Here is a 26,438-nt window from a genome sequence, read left to right on the forward strand (position 1 = left end):
GACTCGTGGTCGGTGACCATCGGTGGGTGAGCACTCTCTCCGCCTGAACCCCTTGTGTGGGGAGTTCTGTCGCAAGATCGTGCCCCTGCCGGTAGCCCGGGAGAACGGATCGCTGATGGGATGTCGTGCCCACCGAGTGTGGTGTGAGCACTGGTTCATTAGGCCGCTGAGTGTTCTCCCGCGCGTGACCGGGGTATGACGAGCGTTGTGGAGGGAGACGGACACGGTGCTGTTCGTGGGAGATGACTGGGCCGAAGACCATCACGATGTCGAGTTGATGGACACGGCGGGCCGGCGGCTGGCGAGAGCCCGGCTGCCGGAGGGGGTGGCTGGGATCGCCCGGTTGCACGCGATGATCGCCGAGCACCTGGGCCCGGACACCGATCCCGATCAGGCGCGGGTGGTGATCGGGATCGAGACCGATCGCGGGCCCTGGGTGGCTGCCCTGGTCGCCGCGGGGTACGCCGTGTTCGCGGTCAACCCGTTGCAGGCGGTCGGATACCGGCGGCGGCATGGTGTGTCCGGGGCGAAAAGCGACGCTGCGGACGCGCACATGCTGGCCAACATGGTACGTACCGACGCCCACGAGTTGCGCCCGATCGCCGGTGACAGCCCCGAGGCCGAGGCGGTCAAGGTCATCACCCGGGCGCACAAGACGTTGATTTGGGAACGCACCCGCCACACCCAGCGGCTGCGCCACAGCCTGCGCGAGTACTTCCCCGCCGCACTGGAGGCATTCGAGGACCTGGATGCACCCGAGGCGCTGGAACTGCTGGGGAAGGCACCCGACCCGGACAGCGCAGCGCGGCTGTCGCTGAGCCAGATCCGGGCCGCGCTGCGACGTGCTCGCCGCCGCGACATCGAGGGCAAAGCCACCCGGATCCAGTCGCTGCTGCGCGCCCAGCAGCTGGGGCAGCCCGCGGTGGTCACCGCGGCCTATGCAGCCACCACCCGCGCCGCGGTCACGGTGCTGGCCACCCTGCGCGCGCAGGTCAGCACCCTGCAGGGCCAGGTCGAGACGTTTTTTGGCCAGCACCCGGACGCTGAGATCGTGCTGTCCCAGCCTGGGCTGGGACCGATCCTGGGCGCCCGGGTGCTGGCCGAGTTCGGCGACGACCCCAACCGTTACGCCAGCGCGAAAGCACGCAAGAACTACGCGGCGACCAGTCCGATCACCCGCGCCTCGGGCAAGAAGAAGGTCGTACTGGCCCGCTTCGTGCACAACGACCGGCTGATCGACGCGTTGATGACCCAGGCCTTCGCCGCGCTCAACACCTCACCCGGTGCGCGAACCTACTACGACCAGCAACGAGCCCGCGGTGTCGGGCACAACCCCGCGCTGCGCCAACTGGCCAACCGGCTCGTCGGCATCCTGCACGGCTGCCTGAAAACCCGCACCCTCTACAACGAGACCACCGCCTGGTCGCACCACGCCAACAACATCGCCGCTTGACATTCAAGCTCCTGGGATGTCTTGCGAGCCACCACGCTGATCCCCGCTCACACGGCAGAGGATTGTCAGACACGACCTGGGCGTGTCCGAACGCGACGCCGTCAGCGGCACCTGATGCGACACGACGGCACTCCACGCCGGCCGCCCTCGAGCGGCCGGCGTGGCCTAGTCTGGCCGTCGCCGGCAGCGAGAATGATCGTGAGGAGGACACGTTGAGCGAGGGAAACCCCGCCGCCACACGCGTCTACGACGAACTCCGTCGACAGATCATGACGTGGCAGCTTCCTCCCGGCACCGCGCTGCGCGAGGTCCAGATCGCAGCCGAGTTCGGTGTCTCGCGCACCCCGGTCAGCCATGCCATACAGCGGCTCCGTGCCGACGGCCTGATCGAACCGCGCGGACGCCGCGGCGTCGAGGTGTCCCGATGGACGCGGCGCGATCTCGAGGACACCTACCGGCTCCGGGCCAACCTGGAGGCCTGGGCCGCCCGGCTCGCCGCGGGGCGACCGGATCTGCTCGACCTGCCGCGACTGCGCGCGCTGGCCGACGAGATGTCAGAGCTGGCGAAGGCCGAACCGCTGGATCACGAGCGCATCGCCGAGCTCAACATCGAGTTCCACGAGGCCGTGCGGTCGTCCGCGGGCAGCGACCGGCTCGTGGCCACCCTCACCACGGTGGTCCACATTCCTCTCCTGCACCGCGTCTTCACGGCGTTCACCCCGGAACAGGTCGCCTCCACCTGCCAGGAACACCACACGATCATCGCCGCGCTCGAGGCCGGCGACGGCGACTGGGCGGAGTCGATCACCCGCGCCCACATACTCGCCGCGCTCAACGCGCTGAAGGGACCCCGCGGCCTCTTCGCCGCGACGGAAGAAGAAGCCCGCTGAACGCGAACGCCGCCGCGCGGTGATCCTTGCGGTGACCGTGCTGATGCGGGGATCCGATGTGTCGTGCGGGCGCCCCGCGCGAGGGCCTGGCGGCCGGTCGTGGTCGCCAGGCCCTCGGGTGCGTCGTCAGGAACCGATCGTCGCCGTGTCGATGACGAAGCGGTAGCGGACGTCGCTGTTGGCCACGCGCTCGTAGGCGGTGTTGACCTGATCGGCGGAGATCGTCTCGATCTCGGCGCCGATGCCGTGCTCGGCGCAGAAGTCCAGCATCTCCTGGGTTTCCGCGATGCCGCCGATCATGGAGCCCGCCAGCGTCTTGTTGCCCCCGATGAGGGAGAACGCGTTGTACGACAGCGGTTCGCCGGGCGCGCCGACGTTGACCATCGCCCCGCCGACGCGCAGCAGGCCGAGGTAGGCGTCCACCGGCAGCTTCGCCGACACGGTGTTGAGGATCAGGTCGAAGCGGCCGCGCAGCACGTCGAAGGTCGACTCGTCGCCGGTGGCGTAGTAGTGGGTGGCGCCGAGCCGCTTGCCGTCCTCCTGCTTCTTGAGGCTCTGGCTCAGCACCGTCACCTCGGCGCCCATCGCGACGGCCAGCTTCACGGCCATGTGGCCGAGGCCGCCGAGGCCGACGACCGCGACCTTCTTGCCGGGGCCGGCGCCCCACTGGCGCAGCGGCGAGTACGTCGTGATGCCGGCGCAGAGCAGGGGAGCGGCGACGTCGAGCTCGATGCCCTCCGGGATGCGGCACACGAAGGCGTCCTTCACCACGATCTGGCGGCTGTAGCCGCCGTAGGTGTTCTCGCCGTCGAAGCCCACGCCGTTGTACGTCTGGACGTTGCCCTTGACGCAGAACTGCTCGGTTCCGGCCAGGCAGTACTCGCACTCGCCGCACGAGTCGACCATGCAGCCGACGCCGACGCGGTCGCCCACCTGGTACCTGGTCACGTTCGAGCCGACCGCGGCGACCACGCCGGCGATCTCGTGGCCGGGGACCATCGGGAAGATGGCGGTGCCCCAGTCCTCCTGCGCCTGGTGGATGTCGCTGTGGCAGATGCCGGCGTAGGCGATGTCGATCAGTACGTCGTCAGGGCGCAGGTCGCGCCGCTGGATCGTGGTCTGCTCGAGCGGGGCGCCGGGTGCGGGCGCTGCGATGGCGTGCGTCGTCGTGCTCATCAGACCTCCTGGGATGATGGATCGCGAGCCCCGATGTAAGGGGGCTCTCACATAGCGACGTAAGAAGGCTCTTACCTATTCCGATCGAGAGATGTGATCCAGGCCATGGGCGAGAAGTACCATCACGGCAACCTGCGAGCCGAGCTCGTGCGCGTCTCCCTGGACCTGATCGCCGAGCAGGGCCTCGGCGCGTTCTCGGTCGCCGAGGTCGCCCGGCGCGCCAAGGTCAGCCCCGGCGCGCCCTACCGGCACTTCCCCGAGCGCGAGAGCCTGCTCGCGGCCGTCGCGGCCACGGTCGCGAGCCAGCTCGCCGACCGCGTCCGCGCCGCCGCGGAGGGCCTGCCCGACCCCGTGGAGGCGCTCGCCGCCGCCTGCGGGGCCTACACCGGGTACCTCATCGAACGGCGCGCGGGCATGAACGTCGTCTACGCCGACGGGCTCCAGGGCCGCGACGACACCGAGCTGCACGAGCAGACCCGCCGCATGAGCGACCAGTTCCTGATGCTGTGCCTCACCGTGTCCGACCGGCCCGAGAACGCACTCGAACTCATGGAGCAGCTGTTCACCCAGGCACACGGCTACGGCATGTTCTGGCTCGACGGCGTCTTCGCCCGCCACGGCTACACGCCGGAGCAGGTGATCCGCAAGTCCGTCGCCGCCGCGCGCATCGCCATCGAAGGACACCGGCACGCCCCGCCGGGCGACTGACGCGGCTACCCTCCCAGCGCGCTGACCAGCTCCGGCACGGCGTGGATCGACACCGTCGGCGCCGGACCGTGCGGGTCGAGGTGGTGGCCCGGCCGGACGATGCGCACGGTGCGGATTCCGGCCTCGAGCGCGCCCCGCACGTCGCGGGCCGACGCGGCCACGTGGACGAAGTCCTCGCCGAGCAGCTCGCGGGCGCGCAGGTAGAGGGCGGGATCTGGCTTGTAGGCGCCGAGCCGCTGTGAGGTGAGCACCAGATCCGGTTCCACGAGCGGGTAGGCGAGCGTCGCGGCGGCGAGGTCGTCGTCGACGTTCGAGAGGATCCCGAGCCGGGCGTGCTCCGCCACGGCGGGCAACCCGCCGGGGACGTCCGGCCACAGCGGCCAGCCGCCGACGCCGTCCTGGACGCGGGTGAGGTCGGCGTCGGCGTCCGCCGTTAGTCCGAGCGCGGTGTACGTGTCCGCGAGCGCGCTCCGCGAGAGCTCCCGGAAGCTCGTCCAGCCGCCCGTGAGATCGACCCGCTGCTGGGCCTGCTTGTTGCGCCGGTCCCACTCGTCGTACAGCAGTGTCCCGGTGAAGGGCCAGCCGCGTTCCGCGGCGATCCGGGCGAAAACGGCCGAGCCGCCCCCGCGCGAATCGGTCAGCGCACTGAACAGGTCGAACGTGACGATCACGGCTGCCTCCGATCCTCCCCGTCCCCGGGGTGTTGATCCACAGGTAACAGCGGCAACAGCGCTGTTACCAGGACTCGGCCGATTTCATGCAAGTATCTATACATCTTCGCCTCTCCCACGTAGATTTCCGGGAACTCAAGCCTGATTCGCTCAACACGGGCGTCACAGGATGTCATTCGCGAGGGACCGAACGTGCACGAACTCAGTGACCTGGACCGCCGCATCGTCGCGGCCCTGCAACTCGACGGGCGCAGCTCGTGGTCCGAGGTCGCCCGGCTCGCGGGCACCACGGAGAGCACGGCGTCGCGGCGCGGCGGCAGGCTCCTCGAGGACGGGACGGTGCGGGTCATCGGCGTCGCCGATCCGCTGATCTGCGGTCTCGGCCAGCCGGTGCTCGTACAGCTGGGCTGTGCGCCGGGCTCGGTGCGGAAGGTCATCGACGTGCTCGCGGCCAGGCCCGACACCCGGTTCCTCACACTGAGCACCGGCACGTGGGACGTCATCACCGAGATCATCGTGCCGTCGCAGCGCCAGCTGACGAGCGCGCTCGTGGACGATCTCGGCGCGCTGCCTGGCGTGCACAGCTCGTCGTCGGCGCTGATCACCAAGACGTTCACCATGCGGCACGACTGGAGCAGGCGGCTGCTGGGCGACGCGGTGCAGCGGCCACCGGTGCGGCCGAGCCCACCGGCCCGCATCACCCTCGACGAGAACGACCAGCACCTGCTGGCCGCGCTGGCCGACGACGGCAGGCGCCCGTACCGCGACGTCGCCAAGCACCTGACGCTCGGCGAGACCGGGGTGCGCAGGCGGGTGGAGCGGCTGGTCGCCGCGCGCGCACTGGTGTTCAGCACGCTGGTGACCCCGGCCGCGCTCGGATTCCACGTGGAGCTGCTGGCGTGGCTCAAGGTCGACCTCGGCAGGCTCGACGAGATCGCGCACCTGCTCGCGGGACGCCCCGAGGTCCGTTACGTCTCGGCCACCGCGGGCTCCGCGGACCTGGTGTGCGAGGTGATCCTGCCCGACGCCTCGGACATCTACGCCTTCACCACCAGGGTCCTCGGCGCGCTGCCCGGTGTCCGCTCCGTCGACATCGGACTGGAGCTGGAGAACCACAAGCGCGCCTACCGGCCCTTCCACCTCGCCGAGTAGCCCCCTCACCCCACACGGAGAGCCCATGCGCCTGACCTACCTGCTGCCCGCGCCGATGCACGTCACGGCGCTCGGCGAGACCGAGATGCGCCGCCGTGCCGGCCTGCTCGGCGAATGGTCCGATCCGGACACCGAGATCACTGTCACCGCGGTGGACCGGGGCCCGGCCTCGATCGAGTCCGCCTTCGAGGAGTACCTCGCGATCCCGGCGATGGGCACGGGGTTGCGTGCCGCCGAGCGGGCCGGGACCGACGCGACGATCCTGGGCTGCTTCGGCGACCCCGGCCTCGACGGCCTGCGCGAGATCGCCACCAGGCCGGTGGTCGGGCCTGCCGCGGCGGCGATGGCGTTGGCCGTGACGCTCGGCCACCGGTTCTCGGTCGTCACCGTCACCGCGGGCGTGCGGCCGCTGCTGCGCCGCATCGCCTGGGAGACCGGCGTTCTCCAGGCGCTGCACGAGGTGCGCTCGGTGGAGCTGTCGGTACTCGCCATCAACACCGACCACGACGCGGCCTACGTCGCGTTGCGCGGCGAGTGCGAGGCGGCGCTCGCCGACGGCACGGCCGACACGCTCGTGCTCGGCTGCATGAGCATGGGCTTTCTCGGCGCCGCCGAACGGCTCACCGCGGAACTGGGCGTGCCGGTGGTCAACCCCATCCGCGCGGCCCTGCACCACGCGCAGGCCCTGCACCGCATGGGCCTGTGCCACAGCCGTCGCGCCTACCCCGTGCCCACCGCGATCGCCAGGGGTGCCGACGACGCGGCGCTCCTGCACCACGCGTCCGGCCCGCTGGAGGTCACGCCGTGAAGGGGATGCTGACGGTCACCGGCGTGCTGGCCGCCGTGGTCCTGGGCGGACCGGCACCGACCGCCACGGCCCAGGAGGCCGCCGACCCGGTGCTCGCCCACGCCGATGTCGCGATCACCCTCGACGAATCCGGCGAGGACCTGGTGCGCGCCACCTACCGGCTCACCGAGCCCACCACCGCCCCGGTATCGGTGCGGCTGCTGGTCGCACCCCGCGCGGGCACGGAGGTCACCGAGCTCACCGCCGTCTCCGGCATCACCGGCATCGGCCCGGTGCGCGGCATCCGCGCCGCCGCGACGCTGCCCGAGGGCACCACGGAATACACGGTGGAGCAACGGATCCAGCGCACCGGCGAGGCACGGGGCGTTCCCCTCGCGGTGCCCGACCTCGCCGCCGACCGGGGCCTGCGGGTGGCGATCACCGTGACGCTTCCCGAGGGCCAGCGGCTCGTCGGCGACAGCATGCCGGTCTTCGAGCAGCAGCACCAGGAAGGCGACCGCGTGGTGCTCCGGCACGACAGCCGGTCGCTGCCCTCGATGGTGGTCGCCGAGTACGGGACGACGTCCTCGGCGTCGCTCGGCACCGTGACGTCCTACACCGGCCTGGTGCTCATCGTCGCCGTCGTGGCCGTGTGGCTGGTCACCTCTCTCCGGAAGGAGCGTCCCCGCGCATGATCACCCCGTTCGGGCTTCCCTTCGACACGGCCGTGCTCGCCGGTCTCGTCCTGACCGTACTGTCCATTGTGCTCGCCGGGCGGAAGGACCGCTCCGAGGCCGAGCCGGAAAGCGGTGAGCAGTGGTGAACTTCCAGACCATGTTCCTGTTGCTGCTGGGCGGCTTCCTCATCGTGCTGGTCTTCGAGGGCTGGCGCTCCTACAAGAGCAACAGCGGCGAAGAGGATTACTTCGTGGCTGGCCGCAAGGTCGGCGCGTGGGCGGGTGGCGCGAGCATCGCCGCGACCCAGATGAGCGCGGGAACGTTCGTCGGCACCGTCGGCATCCACTACCTCACCGGGGCCTCGTTCATGTGGGGCTGGGCCGGGATCTGGGTGGCGTTCCTCATCGCCGCCTACGTGATCGCGCCCCGGCTGCGGCGTTACGCGCACGAGCGCAACGCGCTGACCTTCCCCGACTTCATCGCCGACCGCTTCGGCGGCAAGGTTCCGCGCGCGGTCATCTCGGTGCTGCTCGTGCTGTCGTACCTGGTGTTCATGTCGGCGCAGTACCAGGCGGGCGGCGTGATCCTGGAGGCCGCGTTCGGCATCCCCTTCTTCTGGGGCGCGGTGATCCTGATGGTGCTCGTGGTCGGCTACACGGTGATCGGCGGCATGACCGCGGTGATCCGCACCGACTTCCTGCAGCAGATCGCGATGGCGCTCGGCGTGGTGATCGGGCTGCCGCTGCTGATCAGCCACGCCGGCGGGCTCTCGTCCCTGGCCCAGTCACTGCCGGAGATCGCGCCGCACTTCGTCGGCTGGGGCTTCGGCTGGTCGGAGATCAGCGGCTTCTGGCTCGGCTTCGGGTTCGCCGCGCTCTGCGCGCCCTACCTGCTGCTGCGCTTCTACGCGATGCCCGACGACCGCACATGCCGCCGGGCCTCCGGTGTCGCGATGTTCTTCGTGCTGCTGACGGGGATCTGCATCGGTGTGGCCGGCATGGTGATGCGCGTGCTCTACCCGAACCTGTCGGTGTCCGACGCCGCCTCGACCATCCTGGCCTCCGAGGTGCTGCCGCCGTTCGTGGGCGCACTGCTGCTGACGGCGATCATCATGGCGGTACTGAGCACAGTGGACTCGGTGCTGCTGGTCGCGGGACCCGCCATCTCGCACGACCTCTACGCGTCGCTGATCCGGCCGGACAGCACGGAACGCACGCGGACCCGGCTCAACCGGTGGGCGACGCTCGTGATCGGTGTCCTGCCAGTGCTGCTCACGCTGCAGGAACTGGACATCGTGCAGTTCGTGGTGCTCAGCTACGCCGCGCTGCTCGGCAGCACGATCACCGCGCCCGTGCTGCTCGGCCTGTACTGGCGGCGGGCGACCAAGATCGGCGCGGTGTGCTCGATGATCGCGGGCTTCGGCGTGTGCCTGCTGTGGTACGCGCTCGATGGTCCACTGGTGGAGCCCGTCGTGCCCGGGGTGCTGGCCGGGTTCGCCGGGATGATCATCGGCTCGCTGTTCAGCCGTCCGATGCCGCCGGAGGAGCTGACCCTGTTCTTCACCCCGCGCACCCGGCAGGCCGGGGCCGCGACCGAACCCGCCCCCGCCGCGTCCTGAGACGACCGCAGAGAAAGGAAAGAGTGCCGACCATGACACAGAAGACCGGCGCGCAGCCGTTGCGCTACCAGGGATACCGCTCCTTCGACGCGCTCGAGGCCGGTGAGGACTACGTCGAGTTCGCACTGGCCAAGGAGATCGGCAGGGTGCCTTCGCGGGGGCCGGAGCTGACCGACGTGCAGCGGGCGAGGGTGAACAAGCTGCTCGCCGACAACACGGTGATCTCGTTGCACGATCACACCAGTATCTTCCCCGAGGACATCACCGAGACCTTCGACTACAACCGCACCGGCCGCCACCACACCGGCTACGAGGGGCTCTCGCTGTCCGGCATCGACGCGGTCTTCGAGAACTTCATGGACGGCACCTGCTGCATCACCTCCCAGATGGGGTGGAAGTGGGAGGACGTCCTCGTCGACCTCGGGATGCGTTACTCCGACATCGCCAAGCAGGATTTCGTGATCCGCGCGGAGAGCGTCGCCGACATCGCGAACGCCCGCGCGAACGGCCAGATCGCGCTGGTGCCCGCGCTGGAGGCGTCCACCCCGATCCAGAACGAGGTCGACCGGATCGACGTGCTGTACGGCTTCGGGGTCCGGCAGCTGGGCATCGCCTACAGCGAGTCGAACACGCTGGGTTCCGGACTGCGGGAGCGCCACGACGGCGGCCTGACCTACTTCGGGGAGAAGGCGGTGCGCCGGATGAACAAGCTCGGCATCGCCATCGACGTCTCGCACTCCGGTGACCGCACGAGCATGGACACGATCAAGGCGTCCGAGAAGCCGATCTTCATCACGCACGCGGGTGCGCGCTCGGTGTGGCCCACCAAGCGGATGAAGCCGGACGACGTGATCATCGCCTGTGCCGAGCGGGGCGGGGTGATCGGCATCGAGGCCGCACCGCACACCACGATGAGCCCCAACCACCCGGCCCACAACCTCGACGCGTTCATGGAGCACTTCACCTACTGCGTCGAGCTGGTGGGCATCGACCACGTGGCGTTCGGCCCGGACACCCTCTTCGGCGATCACGTGGGGCTGCACGACACGTTCGCCAAGCACCTGTCGATCTCGGCCGCGCACGACGGCCCCGAGTTCACCAAGGTCGAGTACGTGGACGGCATCGAGAACCTGGCCGAGGAGTTCCACCACATCACCGGCTGGCTCGTCGCCCACGACTACTCCGACGACGAGATCGCGAAGGTCCTCGGCGGCAACATCCTGCGGGTGCTCGACCAGGTGTGGTGACCGGTCACGGCCCGCGGCCCCGCACCGGGAACGGTGCGGGGCCGCAGGCCGGGCCGGGGAGTCCCTCCGGTTCGGTATCCGGGACCGGGCTCGAAGGCTCGTGGTCCCGGACACCCTGCCGGATCAGGCCGTCCAGACGATCGGGTTGTCGGAGTACTCCTCTGAGTCGCCGAACTCGGCGCCGGTCACGGCCACGCCTTCCTGAGCCGCCTGCAGGGTGCACGATTCGAACGTGGCACCCGCGGCGGAGAAGGTGTCGTCCGCACTGGTGCTCTCGCACTTGCCCTCGACGTCACCGGTGATCACCACGCCGGTGCCCCGGCCGTCCTCGCCGAGCGCTCGCAGACTCACCGAACTGTAGGAGAGGTCGGTGCCGCCGACGTTCTCGACCTTGATCCGGATGAAGTACGGAACGAGGCCGTTCGCGCGTTCTCCGAACGCCGCGAGGTCGGCGGGATCGCCCTGCTCGATCGCCGTGACGGTGATCGCGATCGTCCCGCTCTTCTCGGTCCCGTAGGTGAACGGGACGGTAGCGGTCTCACCCACGCTGAGCTCTGTCCCGGGTGGAGTGACCTCGGCGGAGGCGGCGTCGTCGGCGGCGGGTGAGGAGCTCGCGGTCTCGCTGGGAGCGGACTGCTCGGACGACGAGGACGAGGGGGTTTGGGCCGCCGCGTCCCCGGTGGTGTCCTCCTCGCCGCCGCACGCGGCGAGAGTGAGCCCCAGTGTGGCCGCAACGGTCGCGATCGCGATACGTGGTCTGCGCATAGGTTCTTGCCTTTGGTCGGCACCGGTGTCGGTGATCGTCTTTGTCGCCTTTGCGACGGTCGGCTCCGTCTGCGCGTTCCGCGTTCTTCTGTGACGAACCCCTCTATCGGGGTTCAGGCAGTGCGACGGACGACCATCGCGACGGCGACGAGCGCCGCCCCGCCGGATCTGCGGTCGACCGCCCCGCGGGCCTGGCCGGGTGGACGGCGCCGCCCGCCCACCCGGCCGAACCGCTCACACTGCCGAGGTCGCGGCCAGCCCTGCGAGCGGAGGCATCGGGTGGTCGGCGGGTACGACCGCCGAGTAGAGCGCCGTCCAGCAGGTCGGGCAGCAATACTGTCGGAAGACCACGGGCGCGTCGACGTAGTCGGCCGCGTCGGCGATGATCTGTGGTCCCGCCTCGGCAGGGGAGCCCTCGTAGGCGGCGAGTGAGAGTTCGGCAGCTGGCACTCCGGTCTCACCGAGGACGTCGCCGCAATGGCGGCACGCCACGACCGCCGTTCCGGCGTCCGTGCCTTCGACGAGGTTGTCGTCGAGTCGCCTGGCGGAGTCGGGGTTGATCCGGCGGCCCGTGGTCGGCCGCAGGACGCGGGAGCGGTCCCGGCGCACGGAGCGCTGCCGCTCCCGTTCGGCGGTGGTCGCGGGTCGGTTCACCACGCCGTTCTCGACGATCACTCCGTACACGGCCCGAGCGCTGTCGGCGGAGATCTTCTGTTCCCGAAGATCCCTGGCGACCGCCTCGGGATCCCTTGTCAGCGGATCGCCGTAACCTCCGCCGCCCTGCCAGGTCATCACGAACACCTCGCCGGGAGCCAGGTAGCTGGAGGCGTAGTTCTGGCCGGGCTCCAGGGTGTCGCTGAGCTCCTCCAGTTCGCTGGGGATGCGGCCGGACGCGAGCAGGTCGGCGACGCGGCTGCGCCGGGCGAGCACGTCCAGGCCGCTGTTGCCCGGATGGCCGCCCGCGAGCCCGGCGTTCTGCGCGACGGCCTTGCCCGCCGAGGCGAGCACGAGTCCCATCGGGACACTCGTGCCGTGCGGGGTGATGGCTATTGACGCACCGAGCCCGCCGCGGTGTCGGCCCGGCCCGCCCGAGTCGGGTACCTCCCGCCGCCACAGCGCGAGCACCGGGTAGAGGAACTCGGTCATCTCGACGTCGGGCACGCGGCCCATGGGAATGCAGAACAGCCCGCCGGTGTCGATGCCGTCGGCGTGCGGCCGCGCGCCGTATCCGCCGGCCATCGGCTCCATGATGATGTTGAGGAACGGTGCGGGTTGCTCGCCGCGCTCGTCGAGCCCGGCCATCACCGCCGTGTCCCAGGTGCCGCAACAGGTCGCCTGCACGTTCTTGCCCAGTTCGAGGTCGCGGTCGAGCATCTGCGACAGGCATTCGGCGATCAGGCTGCCGGTGAGCCACGCGGGTCCGATCGGGCCGCGGCCGACGGCGGCGGGGTAGGTGGCGTTGTTGAGCGTGCCCTCCTCGGTGACGAGGTCGAAGCAGCGCATGAGCCCGCCTGCCGACCAGGGGATGTCGCCGGCCAGTATCGGCAGGAGGGCGAGCATGACCCCACCGCGCATGCCGGCGTAGGTGCAGTTGATGACGCCTGACTGCGGGTCGGTGCCGGTGAAGTCGAACGTCAGGTGGTCGCCGGTCTTCGTGGTGGTGACGGTGATCTTGTGGAGGTTCCGGTCGCCCTCGTGGGACTGGTCCTGGTAGCCGGTGGCCGACCAGCTGCCGTCGGGCAGGCTCGACAGCTTGGCCCGCAGCCGGGACTCGGCGTCGGACATCATCCGCTTCATCACGGCCTTGACCGTGTCGGCCCCGTACTGCTCGATCAGGGCGAGCAGCCGTTCCCGGCCGACGTTGTTGGCGCCGATCTTGGCGCGCAGGTCGAGACCGACGAGCATCGGCACCCGGGAGCGCCGGATCCACACGTCGGCGACGTCGCGCTGCAGTTGGAAGTCCCGTACGACCTTCACCGGCGGGGTGGGCAGTGACTCGGAGAAGACGTCCTCCGCCGCGGGGGAGAAGGACCCGAGCCCGACACCGCCGAGGTCCGGTTCGTGGCACAGCGCGCTGGTCCAGCCGAACAGCTTCCCGTCGTGGAAGACGGGTTGGTAGACCATGACGTCGTTCTGGTGCAGCCCTCCGCCGACCCAGGGATCGTTGGTGAGGAACATGTCCCCTTCGGCGATGCCGGGATTGACCGCGCGGTGGCGCAGCGTCCAGTAGATGGCGAGGTCGACCGCGCCGACGAGCATCGTGTTGTAGAGGCCGACCTGCACCTCCTGGCCCAGCTCGTCGGAGATCGCGAAGTCGAAGTCGTTGGCGTCGGTCACGATGGGCGAGCCGGACATGCGCTTGAGCGCCTCGCCCATCTCGTCGGTGACCGACCACAGGCGATGGCGCACCACCTCGTAGGTGAGCGGGTCGAGCCGGTCGATCTGCTCCTGGGTCACGGTGTGGGTTTCCACTGTGGACGGTAGTGAGCGCTGCAGCTCGTCCGGATTGACCGGACGGCTCGAGAAGACCTCGGATCCGAGGATTGGCATGCTCATGAGGCACTCCTAGCGGCGGTGCGGCGGATGGTCACGTTGCCGAGCGCGTCCACCGTGCCGGTGGTGCCGCCCGGGACGACGACGGTCGTCGTGGGAACTTCGATGATGGCCGGGCCATCGAGCACGTGCCCGGCGCGCAGCTTCCGGTAGTCGTAGACCGAGGTGTCGACGTAACCGTTCGTGGCGTCGAGGCACACCGGACGGCTGCCTGACCGGGCCTCCGCCGGGTCCGCCGACCCGGCGGCCGCAACCCCGGGCAGTTCGGGCGAGAACGGCAGCACCCCGATTCCGCGGACGCGGAAGGTGATGGCCTGGATGCCCGCCTCCCGGAAACCCGCGTCCTTGCCGTACAGCGCGGCGTAACGCTCCTCGAACGCCGCGGCCGCTTCGTCGATCGCCGCCTGGTCGAGCGGGCCGCTCACCACCGGGGCGGTCACCTCCGCGAGCTGCATGCTGTAGCGCATGTCCACCTCGCGGTGCAGCTCGACGGTCTCGAATCGCACGCCCTGCCGGTCGAGCCCTTCGCGAACCCGCCGCTCGAGCTCGTGGAAGTTCCGCTCGGCGCGTGCCGGGTCGAAGGGAACGAGGGTGGGGTCCGACAGTTCGGCCGCCAGCGCGATGTCGGAGGAGGCGAGGCCGAACGCGGAGAACGCGGAGGCGACCGGCCCGAGCGGAACCACCACCTCGTCGACCCCGACTTCGGCGGCGTATCCCGCGCAGTGCGCGGGTCCGGCACCGCCGAAGGCGTAGAGCACGAAGTCGCGCGGATCGTGTCCGGCCTCGACGACGGTCTTGCGCAGCAGGTCACCGGTCTGCGCGTTCTGCACGGTGTAGATCGCGGCGGCGGCTTCCTCGACCGTCAGCCCGAGCGGCTTGGCGATCTGGGTGTCGATGGCCTGCCGCGCCAGCTCGACGGACAGCGGCTTGCGGCCGCCGAGCAGGCCGCGCTCGGGCAGGATGCCGAGCACGAGGTTGGCGTCGGTGTTGGTCGGCTCGGTGCCGCCGTTGCCGTAGCAGGCGGGGCCGGGCACGGCCTGTGCGCTGCGTGGGCCGATGCGCAGGTTCCCGCCCGCGTCGAGCCAGGCGATCGCGCCCCCGCCGGACCCGATCGCGTCGACCCGCAGGGTGGGCACGTTGATCGGGTGGTGGTTGATCACCGTCGTCGTGTCGCGGACCGGTTCGCCGTCGACGACGAGCCCGGCGAGGAACGTGGTTCCGCCGACGTCGGTCGAGATGATGTTGCGGTGGCCGAGCTGGCGGCCCAGCGCGACCGAGCCGACGACACCGCCGGTGAGGACGGAGCCGACCGTGCTGATCGCCGATGCCGGTGCCTCCTTGGCGGCCACGGCGCCGCCGTTGCTCTGCATCACGAGCAACGGGCCGGCGAGCTTGTCCTGGCGGAGCGTTTCCTCCAGCGTGTTCAGGTAGTCGCGCAGCCCCGGTCCGATCTGGGTGCTCATGATCGTGGTGGCGTTGCGGGCGAACTCGCGGATGCGCGGGCTGACCTCGCTGGAGAGCGCGACGAAGACGTCCGGGTCCTGCTCGGCGACCAGCTCGCGCAGCCTGCGTTCGTGGACGGGGTTGCGGAAGGACCACAGCAGTGACACCGCGATCGCGCGCACCCCGTCGTCGAGTAGCGCGCGGATCGCGGCGCGCGCCTCGTCCTCGTCCAGGCCGACGACCACGTTGCCGTCGCGGTCGATCCGCTCGGTCACCTCGAGCGCGTGGCGTTTGGGCAGCAGGCCGTGGTCCTTGGCCTGGCCGAGCACGTTCTGCAGTTCGTGCGGTGAGCGGCCGAGATAGCGGCCCTCCACGTTCATGATGAAGATCGAGTCGCGGTGGCCCTTGGTGGTCAGGAAGCCGACCGGAGGCACGTTGCCCATCACGAGCGCGTTGAGCGAGGACGTCGTGCCGTGCGCGATGTGGTGCGTTTCGGCGAGCATGTCCGGCAGCGGCTTGCCGAGTTGCTCGGCGAGCAGCTCCAGCACGTCCAGGACACCCCGGGAGTAGTCAGGCGGGGTTGACGGCGACTTGGCCGCGAGAACGGTCCCCGCGTCGTCGTCGAGAACGGCGTCGGTGAACGTGCCGCCCACGTCCACGCCGATGACATACGCCATGACTCACGCTCCTTTGCGTGGAAGGAGGCCGCAGGGGCACCAACGAGGTGGGCACGCCCAGGCTCCACGACTGGTTACGAATACGTAGACTATTAAACGCTCATGTCGGTAGTCAAGAGAGTCACCCTTGACTTGTCGTCGTTAGCGTCGAATACTCTACGTTCAAGTCAACGGGCGGATCCGCCGTCAACCTGGAGGTCGGGATGCAAATACGCCGCGCCGCGGTGCTCGGCGGGGGCCCGGGTGGCCTCTATGCCGCACGCCTGCTGAAGCTGGCGCAGCCGTCGTGCGACGTGGTGGTCCACGAGCAGGGTGACCCGGACACGACGTTCGGTTTCGGGGTCGGGCTGGCGGCCGGGACGCAACGCAAGCTCGAGGCCGCCGACGCGGACACGCTGCGCGACCTCGTGGCCGCGGGATGCCGGCACGACATGACCATGAGCGTGGGGAACCGGAGCGTCCGGGTCCGCAACGACCGGCTGATCGGGGTGGCCCGGACGGAACTGCTCGCCGTACTGCAACGGCACGCCGAGAAGGCCGGGGTGCGCATCGAGTACGGCACCCGGCGCGCGGCCGACGAGCTCGACGCCGACCTCGTGGTCGCCGCCGACGGGGTCAGCAGCGCCACCCGGAGCGCAGGCGACTTCGGCGAGCACATCGAAGTAGGGCGTGGGCTTTATCTGTGGTGTGGCGCGGGGTTCGCGTTGCCGGACGCGGTGTTCGCACCCGTGGAGACCGAGCACGGGGTCTTCGTGACCCACGCCTACCCGTACTCGGGCGGGCGCAGCACGTTCCTGATCGAAACGGACGAGGAGACGTGGCGACGCGCCGGGTTCGACGCATCCACTGACGCGACGCCGCCAGATGACTCCGACATCACCTCGCTGCGCTACCTGGAGACGGTGTTCGCGGAGCGGCTGCGGGGACATCCGCTGATCGGCAACCGGACTCGCTGGACCCGGTTCAGGACCGTGCGGTGCGAGCGCTGGTCCTCGGGACGGACCGTGCTGCTCGGCGACGCCGCGCACACCGCCCATTTCTCCGTCGGCTCGGGCACGAAGCTCGCGATGGAGGACGCCATCAGCCTGGTCGAAGCCCTGGCCGGGGAGCCGGACGCGAACGCCGCGTTCGCGCGGTACGAGGCGACCCGCCGCCCGGCCGTCGAACGGCTGCAGGAACTCGCCCGGCGGAGCCAGCTGTGGTGGGAGTCCTTCCCTTCCCGGCTCGACCTCCCCGTCGAGCGCCTGATGGTCGCCTACATGACCAGGGCGGGCAACGTCCCTCTCGCCCGCTTCGCCGCCACCAGCCCTGAGGTCGTCACCGCCGCGGCCGAGCAGTACGCGCACGCGACACCCCCGGGACGCGACCTCGTCGACTGGGTGCTGGAGCAGCCGTTGCGGCACGGGGACACGACGTTCCCCCGCCGGGTTCTCGCGAGCCGTCCCGACGGGCTCGCGATGCCGACGTTCACCGATGCCGTCTCCGACCCCTGGGGCGGGGCCGGAGACGCCGTCGTCGAGCGGGCTCGCCGGGCCCGGCAGGAGGGCGCGGACGGCTTCCGGTTCGCCGGCCCCGACGATCGCCCGGCCGTGCTGACCAGACTCGACCTGGCCGAACGGGTTCGTGCCGAAGTGGGCGGGCTTATCGTCGTGGAGGGCCCCGCAGAGCTGCGTGCCGACCTCGCCGCGGGCCTGGTCAGCGCGCGCTGTGACCTGGTCTCGTTCACCGAGGAGGAGGCATGAGGACAGGACGGTGGGGCGAACGGCTCGTCACCTATCCCGGCGAGATGGCGCGCCGGTACCGGGAAGCGGGCCTGTGGGGTACGCGCACGATCGCGCAGGAACTGCACGCCGTGGCGCTCGCCCACCCTGACCGCGACGCCGTCGTCGCGCTCGACGGGCGGCTGACCTTCCGCGAACTCGACGAGCGGACGGATCTCCTCGCGGCCGGTCTCGCCGGGCTCGGGCTGGTGCCCGGTGACCCGGTGCTGTTCCAGGTCACGAACCGGCTCGGGGCGATCCTCGCCTGGTACGGCGTGCTCAAGGCCGGTCTGGTGCCCGTGTGCACCCTGGCCGCCCATCGTGGCCACGAGATCGGCGAGATCAGCCGCAGGGTCGGCGCCGTCGCCCACCTGGTGGAGGCGGGCACGCGCGGCTTCGACCTGGTCGCCTTCGCCGTCGAACAGCGGCGGGACCACCCGACGCTGCGCCACGTGCTGGTGGTGGGCGGGACCGGGAACACCGCGGGCGTGCCGATCGAGTCGCTGGGCGCCGATCTGGAACCGCGAACCGCGCGCGAGACCGTCGAGGACATCCAGCGTGGCATCGATCCCGATGACGTCGCGGCCTTCCAGCTCTCCGGCGGCACCACCGGTGTGCCCAAGGTGATTCCGCGGCTGCACGCCGAGTACTGGTACAACGCGCTGGAGTACGCGCGGTCGTGGGGCTGGAGCCCGGACACCCGCGTGGCCCACCTGATTCCGATCATCCACAACGCGGGCATCGTGTGCGCTGTCCACGGTCCGCACAGTGTGGGAGCGTGCCTCGTCCTCGGGACCGCGGACCTCGACGCCTCGCTGCCCTTGCTGGCCACGGAGGGCGCCACACACGTGCTGCTCGGCCACGGGCACTTCAAGGCGGTCGGGGCTCCCGGTTTCCGTGAGGCCACCAGGTCGGCCAGGGAAGTGGTGCTGTCGGGAACGAAGGTGCCGGTCGCTCTCTTCGAGGAACTGGAGCGACTCGGGCTCTGGTCGGGACAGTTGTTCGGGATGGGGGAGGGGCTGTTCATCACCACCCGGCCGGGCTCCCCACGGGAGGCGCGCGCGACCACCGTCGGAACCCCACTGTCCCCAATGGACGAAGTTCGGATTCTGAGTCCTGGTACCGAGACCGAGGTCGCCGACGGGGAGATCGGGGAGCTCTGCTGCCGGGGTCCGTACACGCTGCGCGGGTACTTCGACGCCGCGCCGCACAACGCGACCGCGTTCACCTCCGACGGTTTCTACCGGACCGGCGACCTCGCCTCGATCCGGGAGATCGGCGGAGAGCGGTACATCACGATCGAGGGGCGGATCAAGGACCTCATCAACCGGGGCGGGGAGAAGATCAACGCCGAGGAGGTGGAGTCGCTGCTGCTCCGGCACCCTCGGATCACCGGAGCGGCCGTGGTCGCCATGCCCGACCCCCGGCTCGGCGAGCGCACCTGCGCCTACGTCGTCGTGCAGGGCGAACCGCTGAGCCTGCCGGAGATCCAGCAGCACTTCGCGGACCTCCAGGTGGCCAAGTTCAAATGGCCGGAACGCGTCGAGCACATCCCGGAGATCCCGCGCACCCTCGTCGGAAAGATGGACAAGAAGCGCCTGCACGCCGACATCACCAGGAAGGTCGACGCTGAACTCGCCGCGGGCGCTGATCCCGTCGGCACGGCGCCCGCGACAACCTCAGGACGAAACCTGTGACCACCCGCCGGATCGGGCTCGTCGTGCCCAGCTCCAACGTCACCGTCGAAACCGAGGTCCCCGCGTTGCTCGGTCGCCATGCCGAGGCACGGTTCTCCTTCCACTCCAGCCGGATGAGGATGCACCAGGTCTCCCCGGAGGAGCTGCGGGCGATGAACGCGCAGCGGGAGCGGTGCGTGAGCGAACTGGCCGACGCGGGTGTGGACGCCGTGCTGTACGCCTGCCTGGTGGCCCTCATGGCGCAGGGGCCGGGGGAACACCGGCGCACCGAGGCGGCGGTCACCGAGCAGCTCGCGGCAGGCGGGCAGCGGCCGGCGGTGCTCTCCAGTGCCGGGGCACTGGTCGAGGGTCTCGCCGCGCTCGGTGCTCGCCGCATCGCGCTGGTCACGCCCTATCTGCGCCCCCTCGCCGAGCAGGTGGTCGCCTATCTGGAGGCCGAGGGGCTCGAGGTACTCGACTGGGCCGCGCTCGAGGTGGGCGACAACGCCGAGGTCGGCTGCATTCCCGGCGACCGGGTCCTGGACGCCGCGCGCGCGTTGGATCTCTCCGGCGCCGATGCCCTCGTCATCTCAGCGTGCGTGCAGATGCCGTCGCTGGACCTGGTCGAACCGGCCGAGGCGGAGTTCGGGATCCCCGTCCTCTCCGCCGCCACGGCCGGTGCGTTCACCCTGCTGCGGCACCTCGGCCTGCCGACCGTGCTGCCCGGCGCGGGCACGCTGCTGGCGGCCCCGCAACCGGCTTCGGCGGCACGATGACACGGACGGCCGCCCTGTCTCCCCTAAGATGACGCCATGACCAGTAGCTCACGGCGGACGTCCGCGCGGAAGAAGGCCGAGGCGCCGGCCGCACGCGCGGACGGCAACGGTGAGCGCGGCGGCGAGAAGCCGGCGCGCGCCACCACCGCTCGCCGCGAGCTCGTCGAGAACGAGATGTACGAACAGGCCACCCGGCTCTTCGCCGAGCGCGGTTTCGCCGGAACCAGCCTGCAGGACATCGCCGACGCGATCGGCATCACCCGCCCGGCTCTGTACTACTACGTCAAAAGCAAGGACGAACTGCTCGCCAAGCTCGTCACGGAGGTCACCAACGGCCCGCTGGACGAGCTGAGGAAGCTGATCGCGGGAGGTGACCTCGACCCGGTGGCGCAGCTTCGCGCCATCGTGGAGATCATCGTGCGGCGCCGCGCGACGCAGCCCGCGAGGTTCCGGCTGCTCATCCGCTCGGAGGCCGAGTTGCCGGAGGAGCTGACTTCGGCCTACGACGACAGCCGCCGCGCCGTGCTCAAGACGATCGCCGAGGTCATCGAGGACGGCATCAGGGCGGGGCTGTTCCGGCCGGTCGACGCCCGGGTGGCCGCGCTGGGCGTGCTGGGCATGTGCAACTGGGTGGCGTGGTGGTTCCACCCCGACGGCCGCGACAACGCGGACGACGTGACCGAACAGCTCGCCGACATGGCGATCGCCGCACTGCGGCGAGCCGACCACCACACCCTCGACGGCGAGGGGCCGGAGGCCGCGCTGAAGATGCTGCGCCAGGACCTCGACCACCTCGAACGCATCCTCAAGAACTGACCCCCGACCGTCACAGCCGGGCCCGCACCGTTCGGGCCCGGCTTTTTTCGTCGGACCCGCCCACCGAATCGTCGCTCGCGTCAAACTGTTGACTCACTCGTAGACTGACGCGTACCGTTGGCGGAACAAGTCGCAAATCCTTGTCTGCAGGAGGTTGGCCATGACGGAGTTGGACCACCGGGTACAGGGGGTCGACCACGTCGCCTTCCCGACGTTCGACCCCGCCGCCACGGTGCGCTTCTACCGGGACGTGCTGGGCTTCCCGGTCGTGCACTCGATCTGCGCGGCGGGCTGGGGACCGGAGGACCACCCGGACTTCATCCACTTCTTCTTCGACATCGGCAACGGCGACCGGATCGCCTTCTTCTACTACTTCGGCACCGGCACGGAGATCGGCGGCGCACCCGGCGCGAAGGGCGACGTCTACGCCCGCTTCGGCGCGGAGGTACCGGAGTTCTTCGTGCGGTCGCGCCACCTCGCGATCCACGTCGACAGCGACGAGGACCTGCTGGAGTACCGGCGCCGCCTCGACGCCAGCGACTGGCCGGTGGAGATGCAGATCCAGCACGAGACCATCGAGTCGATCTACACCCACGACCCCAACGGCTACATGTTCGAGATCACGCGCGCGATGCGACCGGTGACGCCACAGGAGGACCTGGACGCGAACCTCACCATCGACGCACTGCTCGACGTCGTGAGCGAGCCCGAGCCGACGTTCGGCAAGCTGCTGGCCCGGAAGGCGGAGCTGATCGTGGAGCGGGCCGCCGACTGGGAGCTGACCCGCAGCGAGCAGGAGGCGGGGCGGTGACCACCCTCTACGTTCTCGACGTTCCGGAGAACACCCCGCTGGCCAAGGTCGCCGGCGAGGACCCCGAGGTGACCGTCGGCCGCGTCGGCCCCTACTTCGAGATCAGCGCGGCCGGCCCCATCGTGATCGACCGCCGCGCCACCGGCTGCCGCCACGCCGTCTGGTACTCCGCCGTCGGCGGGGTCGCCCGCGACAGCCACATCACCCAGCACGACAAGGACGCACTGCGGGTGGAACCGGCGTGACCGGCAACGACTCGACGGCCCGGCTCGGTGCGGACCGCTACCTCGCAGAGGGGGAACGGCCCGCCTCGACAGTCACCACGGTGCACGAGCTGACCACCGCGGACGGCGCCACCGTGCGCGGAATTCTCGCGACGGTACCGGGCGCGCGCACCGTCGTCTGTCTCATGCATCCGCGGCAGGACGTCACGCACCACCCACTCGTGCCGCTATTGCTGCGAGCCGGAACCGCGGTGTGGACCCAGCACACCCGCTCCGTCAACAACGACCTCACCCTGGTTCACGAGCAGGCGCTGCACGACGTCGCCGCGGGCCTGGTCTTCCTGCGGGAACGCGGATTCGACTCGATCGTCCTACTCGGACACTCCGGCGGCGGCACTCTCTACGCCTTCTACCTCGAACAGGCGGCACGCGAACCGGGCGCGCGCATCGTCACCACTCCCGGCGGCCGCCCCACCAGGCTCGCCGACGCGGACATGCCGCTCGCCGACGGCGCCGTCTTTCTCGCCCCGCACCCCGGGCAGGGCCAGCTCCTGCTGGCCTGCATCGACCCCTCGGTCGCCGACGAGTCCGACCCGCTCTCCGTCGTGGCAGAGCTGGATCCGTTCAACCCCGCCAACGGATTCGCCGAGCCACCGGCCAGCTCGTCCTACAGCGAGGAGTTCCTCCCGCGGTACCGAGCGGCCCAGCGCGACCGCGTCGCCCGCATCGACGCGGTCGCCCGCGGGCACCTCGCCCGCACCGCCGAGGCACGCGCGGCGTTCAAGGCAGGCGGCCGGGCCGAGGACCGCCGCCGGTCGCTCGCGCCACGGATCATCACCGTGTACCGCACCGACGCCGACCCCCGCACCGTCGACCTTTCGCTCGACCCGAGCGAACGCCCGTACGGATCCCTGTTCGGCAAGCGCCCCGATCTCATCAACTACGGCCAGGTGGGCTTCGGCAGGCTGACGACTCCGGAAGCGTGGCTGTCGACGTGGTCGGGACTGTCCTCCAACGCCGACTTCGTCCGCTGCGCTCCCGGCGTCACCGTTCCCACCCTGTTCCTCGAACTGACCGGTGACCAGGCGGCTTTCCCCGCCGACTCCCGCCGGATGATCGGCGCGCTCGGTGCCGACGACCTCACCACCACCGCCGTGCGCGGGCTGCACTTCGGCGGCGCCATCGCCGAGGGACAGCCCACCGGCAACGAACTGGCCGCCGCCGAGATCGCGGGCTGGCTGGCAGAGCGTTACGAGCTCGCGCGGCCCTGAACCCGTTGCGCGGCAACGCCCGGCCGACCTCGCTCCGCGAGGACGTCCGGGCCGGAAAAGATCCCTTCAGGACCGTTCGAAAGGCAACGTCGCCATGTTCGTGTCCCCGCCCCCGTCCGGAATCGCCCGCACACCACGGAGCGTGCTCCTGCTGTGCCTCGCCTGCATGACCCTCGAAGGCTATGACGTCATCGCCTATGGTGCGGCCCTGCCCTTCATGCTCGCCGACGGTTCCTGGCAGCTCACCGTCGCGCAGGCGAGTCTGCTCGGCACTCTCACCCCGATCGGAATGCTCGCCGGTGCGATCCTCGTCGGACTGCTGACCGACCTCGTCGGCCGCCGCAGGCTCATCATCGCCAGTGTCACGGTGTTCTCGGCGGCGATGCTGCTGTGTGCTCTCGCGCCCGGTGTCCCGCTGTTCGCGCTGGGGAGGATCCTCGTGGGGCTCGGCGTCGGCGGCGTGCTGCCCTCCATCGCGGCACTGGTCTACGAGTTCTCCCCGCCGCGGCGGCGCAACCTCAACACGGCGCTGGCGTTCGCCGGCGTCGGCACCGGAGGCGCGCTGGCCGCGGTGGTCGCCGCCGTCGTCGTTCCCGCGGCCGGTTTCCGGGCCGAGTACCTGATCGGCGGGCTCGCCGCACTGGTCGTGCTACCCCTCGCGGTGCGCTACCTGCCCGAGTCGCTGGTCTTCCTGCACGCCACCGGCCGCCACGACGCCCTTCGCCGCTGGACCACGCGGCTGCGGCTCGATGCGGGCGTGGTGGCCCCGGCGAAGGCCTCGGACGAACCCGCCACGGGGGCCGGGCGGCTCTCCGTGCTCTTCTCCCGCGACCACGCCGTGGCCACCGTGCTGTTCTGCCTGACGACGTTCGCGTCGCTGCTGGTCCTGTTCGGGCTGTACACGTGGCTTCCGCAACTCATGCGGTCCGCCGGCTACGAGCTCGGATCCGCGCTGACGTTCCTCATCGTGCTCAACCTCGGCACCGCGGTGGGGCCGCTGTTCGTGGGACGTCTCGCCGATCGCATCGGGTCGCAGCGCGCCATCGCAGGCTCGTTCCTGCTCGCCGTTGCGGGGATCGTCGTCCTCAGCTCTCCACTGCCGATCGTGCTCCTGTACGCCGCGGTCGTGCTGGCCGGCGTCGGGACCGTGGGAACCCAGATCCTGATCAACGTGTTCGTCGCGAGCCGGTATCCGGTCCACGTGCGAGCCACCGCGATCGGCACGGCCCTCTCGGTGGGGCGCCTCGGGGGCATCCTCGGTCCGCTCTACGGCGGCATGCTGCTCTCCGCCCAGTTGCCCACCGCCTGGCTGTTCTACGCGTTCGCCGCCCCGGCGCTGCTCGGAGCCGTGCTCGTGACGCTCGTGCCCCGGGCGCGGCGCGCTCGAACCGCCAACGAGGCCGCCCCGCCGAACTCACCGGAGGTGACCGCGCCGTGACCGGCGACTCTCGAGCAGCCCTCGTCACCGGTGCCAGCAGCGGGATTGGTCTCGCCGTCGCCACCGCACTCGCCGAACTCGGCTACGACCTCACCCTCGTGGCACGCGACCCCGACCGGATCGCCGTCGCCCGCGACACGCTCGGCACGCACCGAACCCACGCCGCTCCCGCGGACCTCGCCGAGGACGGCGCGGCGCACGCCGTCCTCGAGGCTCACCTCGAACGCCACGGCAGGCTCGACGTCCTCGTGCACAGCGCGGGCGTGGGCCTCTTCGGTGCGGTCGGCGAGCAGACCGGGCGGCAGCTCGACCTGCAGATCGACCTCAACGTCCGTGCGCTCACCCGGTTGGTCTCGCCCGCCGTGCCGCACCTCGAGAAGGCGGGGCGGGAACACGGGAAGGCCCTCGTGGCCGTGATCTCCTCCCTGGTCGGCGTGGAGCCGCAGCCGGGCGTGGTGCCCTACGGCATGACCAAGGCGGCCCAGCGCGCCTTCTGTGCCGGCGCCCATCGCGAGTGCGCCCAGCACGGCGTCCAGTTCACCGCCATCTGTCCCGCCCTCGTCGACACTCCGGGTGCGTCCTGGGCGGAGTCCGACGGCAAACTCCCCGCGGAGGACGTCGCCGAGACCGTGCGATTCCTGCTCCGTACTTCGGCCGCCTGCTTCGTTCCCGAGATCCAGCTCCACGGGGCGGGTCCGCTGCGGCTGGAGTGAACCCGTGCCGCCGCCGCGGCCGACTCGGCCAGCCCTCCGTGATCGTGTTTCCCGCCAGGATGCGGTTCAGCTGTCGGCAAACCCGGTGTGCCAAGTGGCGAAAGCCGCCCGGATCGGTTCCCGATGGGCGGCGGCCGCGGCTGCCGCTCGACAGGCGCGCGACAGCGCTCACCACGGCCGGATTCCGGGCCGCGCCGTGTGCTGCCGCATGTTCGTCGTCTCCGCTCCTGGCGACTTCCGGGGCGGAAATTGGCGCAATCGCATTCACACCGTGGTCACGACCATCGCGACGGCGACGAGCGCGAGCAGACCCACGTAGGTCCACGCGTACCCGTGGTCGGGAAGCCGTGGCGGGCGTCGGCGCAGGGCCACGATCACCGGCAGGGCACCGGTGAGCAGGGCCGCGGCGGCGCCGACGTCGACCGCGCCGACAAGCGCGACGCCTCCTGCACCGCCGATCGCGGTGTGCTGCGCGAGAAACACCGCCAGCGCCGGGGTGGCGATCGCGAGTGTGAGTGGGTTGGCGAGCGACGTCGCGACCCGCATCGGATGACCGGCGCGGCGCAGCAGCGGGACGGTCAGCACGCTGCCGCCGACGCCGAGGAACGACGCCACCGCACCGATCGGCAGACCCGCGCCGGTCGTGACCGTCGCCCGGCCCGGTGCCGCCCCGGCGGCGGCCGGGCGCAGGAACCCCGGCCGGGCGAGAACGTCGACGATCGTGCCCGTGACGTAGCCGACGAAGCCCCAGGTGATCAGCGCCGACGGCGCGAAGTGCGCGGCGACGGCGCCCGCCGCCCCGCCGAGGGCGAGCAGCCCGACGAGCCCGGCCCTTCCCCGCAGCAGGCCGAGCACGCCCCGGTCGGTCGCGGCGGTGGCGACCAGCGCGTTGACGACCATGACCACGCTCGACGTGGCGACGGCGACGTGCGCGGCGTCGGCACCGAGCGCCGTGTCCACCCCGACGATCACGGGCACCGTCACGAACCCGCCGCCGAAGCCGAACAGGACGGTCGTCGTTCCGGTGAGGATCCCGACGCCGAACAGCAGGAGAGCCACGTCCACGGGGGTCCATTCCAGCCGGTCCGGCGCTGGCCGACAATCGATGATCCGCCACGTTCTTTCGAGACCCGGCC

Annotated in this window: 24 protein-coding genes; 18 read left to right on the forward strand and 6 right to left on the reverse strand. The window is 70.5% G+C overall.

Going from position 1 to position 26,438, the window contains the following annotated elements:
- Nucleotides 1-226: 226 nt before the first annotated feature.
- The gene (locus BA062_RS37760) at nucleotides 227-1,453 is read left to right on the forward strand and encodes an IS110 family RNA-guided transposase (protein ID WP_110342634.1); all 1,227 of its coding nucleotides are present in this window, start codon (nucleotides 227-229) and stop codon (nucleotides 1,451-1,453) included.
- 212 nt (nucleotides 1,454-1,665) lie between these two features.
- A complete protein-coding gene (locus tag BA062_RS37765; RefSeq protein ID WP_110343022.1) occupies nucleotides 1,666-2,343 on the forward strand; it encodes a GntR family transcriptional regulator in 678 nt (225 codons plus the stop codon).
- Between the two features lie 126 nt (nucleotides 2,344-2,469).
- Here the strand turns inward: BA062_RS37765 and BA062_RS37770 are convergent, their stop codons facing one another.
- Nucleotides 2,470-3,519 (reverse strand): NAD(P)-dependent alcohol dehydrogenase, encoded by a 1,050-nt coding sequence (locus tag BA062_RS37770; RefSeq protein ID WP_110343023.1) that lies wholly within the window; start codon nucleotides 3,517-3,519, stop codon nucleotides 2,470-2,472.
- Nucleotides 3,520-3,624: 105 nt separating this feature from the next.
- On the opposite strand from BA062_RS37770, the gene BA062_RS37775 reads away from it, so the two are divergent.
- The gene (locus tag BA062_RS37775; RefSeq protein ID WP_245960120.1) at nucleotides 3,625-4,227 is read left to right on the forward strand and encodes a TetR/AcrR family transcriptional regulator; all 603 of its coding nucleotides are present in this window, start codon (nucleotides 3,625-3,627) and stop codon (nucleotides 4,225-4,227) included.
- A 5-nt stretch (nucleotides 4,228-4,232) separates the two neighbouring features.
- Here BA062_RS37775 and BA062_RS37780 read toward each other — a convergent pair whose 3' ends face one another.
- The gene (locus BA062_RS37780; RefSeq protein WP_110343025.1) at nucleotides 4,233-4,898 is read right to left on the reverse strand and encodes an HAD-IA family hydrolase; all 666 of its coding nucleotides are present in this window, start codon (nucleotides 4,896-4,898) and stop codon (nucleotides 4,233-4,235) included.
- 192 nt (nucleotides 4,899-5,090) lie between these two features.
- Between BA062_RS37780 and BA062_RS37785 the strand changes: the two genes are divergently transcribed.
- Genes BA062_RS37785 through BA062_RS37805 form a run of 6 tightly spaced genes read left to right on the forward strand, consistent with a single transcriptional unit; the run spans nucleotide 5,091 to nucleotide 10,379 of the window.
- Nucleotides 5,091-6,050 (forward strand): Lrp/AsnC family transcriptional regulator, encoded by a 960-nt coding sequence (locus tag BA062_RS37785; RefSeq protein ID WP_110343026.1) that lies wholly within the window; start codon nucleotides 5,091-5,093, stop codon nucleotides 6,048-6,050.
- A 25-nt stretch (nucleotides 6,051-6,075) separates the two neighbouring features.
- Nucleotides 6,076-6,858 carry an aspartate/glutamate racemase family protein gene (locus BA062_RS37790; protein WP_110343027.1) on the forward strand — a complete coding sequence of 261 codons (783 nt, stop codon included), beginning with the start codon at nucleotides 6,076-6,078 and terminating at the stop codon, nucleotides 6,856-6,858.
- Nucleotides 6,855-7,532, forward strand: coding sequence for a hypothetical protein (locus BA062_RS37795; protein ID WP_110343028.1), 678 nt, complete (start codon nucleotides 6,855-6,857; stop codon nucleotides 7,530-7,532). The genes BA062_RS37790 and BA062_RS37795 overlap by 4 nt, the downstream gene beginning before the upstream one ends.
- Nucleotides 7,529-7,660, forward strand: coding sequence for a hypothetical protein (locus BA062_RS41130; protein WP_281271677.1), 132 nt, complete (start codon nucleotides 7,529-7,531; stop codon nucleotides 7,658-7,660). Before BA062_RS37795 ends, BA062_RS41130 begins: the two co-directional genes overlap by 4 nt.
- On the forward strand, nucleotides 7,657-9,132 hold the full coding sequence (locus BA062_RS37800; protein WP_146240118.1) for a sodium:solute symporter family protein: 1,476 nt from the start codon (nucleotides 7,657-7,659) through the stop codon (nucleotides 9,130-9,132). Before BA062_RS41130 ends, BA062_RS37800 begins: the two co-directional genes overlap by 4 nt.
- 32 nt (nucleotides 9,133-9,164) lie before the next feature.
- On the forward strand, nucleotides 9,165-10,379 hold the full coding sequence (locus tag BA062_RS37805; RefSeq protein WP_110343030.1) for a dipeptidase: 1,215 nt from the start codon (nucleotides 9,165-9,167) through the stop codon (nucleotides 10,377-10,379).
- 123 nt (nucleotides 10,380-10,502) lie between these two features.
- Here BA062_RS37805 and BA062_RS37810 read toward each other — a convergent pair whose 3' ends face one another.
- The 3 genes from BA062_RS37810 to BA062_RS37820 form a co-directional block, all read right to left on the reverse strand.
- Complete coding sequence (locus tag BA062_RS37810) at nucleotides 10,503-11,144, reverse strand: hypothetical protein (protein ID WP_110343031.1); 642 nt, start codon at nucleotides 11,142-11,144, stop codon at nucleotides 10,503-10,505.
- A gap of 234 nt (nucleotides 11,145-11,378) precedes the next feature.
- Entirely contained in the window at nucleotides 11,379-13,700 is a 2,322-nt protein-coding gene (locus tag BA062_RS37815) for a hydantoinase B/oxoprolinase family protein (RefSeq protein ID WP_110343032.1), read from the reverse strand.
- Nucleotides 13,697-15,817: a hydantoinase/oxoprolinase family protein gene (locus BA062_RS37820; RefSeq protein ID WP_110343033.1), complete on the reverse strand. Its 2,121-nt coding sequence runs from the start codon at nucleotides 15,815-15,817 to the stop codon at nucleotides 13,697-13,699. The genes BA062_RS37815 and BA062_RS37820 overlap by 4 nt, the downstream gene beginning before the upstream one ends.
- Nucleotides 15,818-16,020: 203 nt before the next feature.
- Here BA062_RS37820 and BA062_RS37825 point away from each other — a divergent pair, with 203 nt between their 5' ends.
- From BA062_RS37825 to BA062_RS37865, 9 genes are all read left to right on the forward strand, one after another.
- A complete protein-coding gene (locus BA062_RS37825) occupies nucleotides 16,021-17,559 on the forward strand; it encodes an FAD-dependent monooxygenase (protein WP_110343034.1) in 1,539 nt (512 codons plus the stop codon).
- Complete coding sequence (locus BA062_RS37830; protein WP_110343035.1) at nucleotides 17,556-19,274, forward strand: (2,3-dihydroxybenzoyl)adenylate synthase; 1,719 nt, start codon at nucleotides 17,556-17,558, stop codon at nucleotides 19,272-19,274. The genes BA062_RS37825 and BA062_RS37830 overlap by 4 nt, the downstream gene beginning before the upstream one ends.
- Nucleotides 19,271-20,029 (forward strand): maleate cis-trans isomerase family protein, encoded by a 759-nt coding sequence (locus BA062_RS37835; RefSeq protein ID WP_110343036.1) that lies wholly within the window; start codon nucleotides 19,271-19,273, stop codon nucleotides 20,027-20,029. Before BA062_RS37830 ends, BA062_RS37835 begins: the two co-directional genes overlap by 4 nt.
- 36 nt (nucleotides 20,030-20,065) lie before the next feature.
- A complete protein-coding gene (locus tag BA062_RS37840; RefSeq protein WP_110343037.1) occupies nucleotides 20,066-20,845 on the forward strand; it encodes a TetR-type transcription factor C-terminal domain-containing protein in 780 nt (259 codons plus the stop codon).
- Nucleotides 20,846-21,005: 160 nt separating this feature from the next.
- Nucleotides 21,006-21,656 (forward strand): VOC family protein, encoded by a 651-nt coding sequence (locus BA062_RS37845; protein WP_110343038.1) that lies wholly within the window; start codon nucleotides 21,006-21,008, stop codon nucleotides 21,654-21,656.
- Complete coding sequence (locus BA062_RS37850) at nucleotides 21,653-21,901, forward strand: hypothetical protein (RefSeq protein WP_110343039.1); 249 nt, start codon at nucleotides 21,653-21,655, stop codon at nucleotides 21,899-21,901. Before BA062_RS37845 ends, BA062_RS37850 begins: the two co-directional genes overlap by 4 nt.
- Complete coding sequence (locus BA062_RS37855) at nucleotides 21,898-23,151, forward strand: alpha/beta fold hydrolase (protein WP_110343040.1); 1,254 nt, start codon at nucleotides 21,898-21,900, stop codon at nucleotides 23,149-23,151. The genes BA062_RS37850 and BA062_RS37855 overlap by 4 nt, the downstream gene beginning before the upstream one ends.
- Nucleotides 23,152-23,293: 142 nt before the next feature.
- Complete coding sequence (locus BA062_RS37860) at nucleotides 23,294-24,589, forward strand: MFS transporter (protein ID WP_168214160.1); 1,296 nt, start codon at nucleotides 23,294-23,296, stop codon at nucleotides 24,587-24,589.
- Nucleotides 24,586-25,302, forward strand: a complete 717-nt coding sequence (locus BA062_RS37865; protein WP_110343042.1) for an SDR family oxidoreductase — start codon at nucleotides 24,586-24,588, stop codon at nucleotides 25,300-25,302. Before BA062_RS37860 ends, BA062_RS37865 begins: the two co-directional genes overlap by 4 nt.
- Before the next feature lie 264 nt (nucleotides 25,303-25,566).
- Here the strand turns inward: BA062_RS37865 and BA062_RS37870 are convergent, their stop codons facing one another.
- Nucleotides 25,567-26,367 (reverse strand): sulfite exporter TauE/SafE family protein, encoded by an 801-nt coding sequence (locus BA062_RS37870; protein WP_110343043.1) that lies wholly within the window; start codon nucleotides 26,365-26,367, stop codon nucleotides 25,567-25,569.
- Between the last annotated feature and the right edge of the window lie 71 nt (nucleotides 26,368-26,438).

It is taken from the genome of Prauserella flavalba (assembly GCF_003202235.1).
GTDB classification, from domain to species: Bacteria; Actinomycetota; Actinomycetes; order Mycobacteriales; family Pseudonocardiaceae; genus Prauserella_A; species Prauserella_A flavalba.

Bases quoted from the DNA above. Each gene is read 5' to 3' on its own strand.
- BA062_RS37840 (WP_110343037.1), top strand. From the start codon at position 20,066: ATGACCAGTAGCTCACGGCGGACGTCCGCGCGGAAGAAGGCCGAGGCG.
- BA062_RS41130 (WP_281271677.1), top strand. From the start codon at position 7,529: ATGATCACCCCGTTCGGGCTTCCCTTCGACACGGCCGTGCTCGCCGGT.
- BA062_RS37770 (WP_110343023.1), bottom strand. From the start codon at position 3,519: ATGAGCACGACGACGCACGCCATCGCAGCGCCCGCACCCGGCGCCCCG.
- BA062_RS37825 (WP_110343034.1), top strand. From the start codon at position 16,021: ATGCAAATACGCCGCGCCGCGGTGCTCGGCGGGGGCCCGGGTGGCCTC.
- BA062_RS37775 (WP_245960120.1), top strand. From the start codon at position 3,625: ATGGGCGAGAAGTACCATCACGGCAACCTGCGAGCCGAGCTCGTGCGC.
- BA062_RS37805 (WP_110343030.1), top strand. From the start codon at position 9,165: ATGACACAGAAGACCGGCGCGCAGCCGTTGCGCTACCAGGGATACCGC.
- BA062_RS37815 (WP_110343032.1), bottom strand. From the start codon at position 13,700: ATGAGCATGCCAATCCTCGGATCCGAGGTCTTCTCGAGCCGTCCGGTC.
- BA062_RS37830 (WP_110343035.1), top strand. From the start codon at position 17,556: ATGAGGACAGGACGGTGGGGCGAACGGCTCGTCACCTATCCCGGCGAG.
- BA062_RS37790 (WP_110343027.1), top strand. From the start codon at position 6,076: ATGCGCCTGACCTACCTGCTGCCCGCGCCGATGCACGTCACGGCGCTC.
- BA062_RS37820 (WP_110343033.1), bottom strand. From the start codon at position 15,817: ATGGCGTATGTCATCGGCGTGGACGTGGGCGGCACGTTCACCGACGCC.
- BA062_RS37845 (WP_110343038.1), top strand. From the start codon at position 21,006: ATGACGGAGTTGGACCACCGGGTACAGGGGGTCGACCACGTCGCCTTC.
- BA062_RS37810 (WP_110343031.1), bottom strand. From the start codon at position 11,144: ATGCGCAGACCACGTATCGCGATCGCGACCGTTGCGGCCACACTGGGG.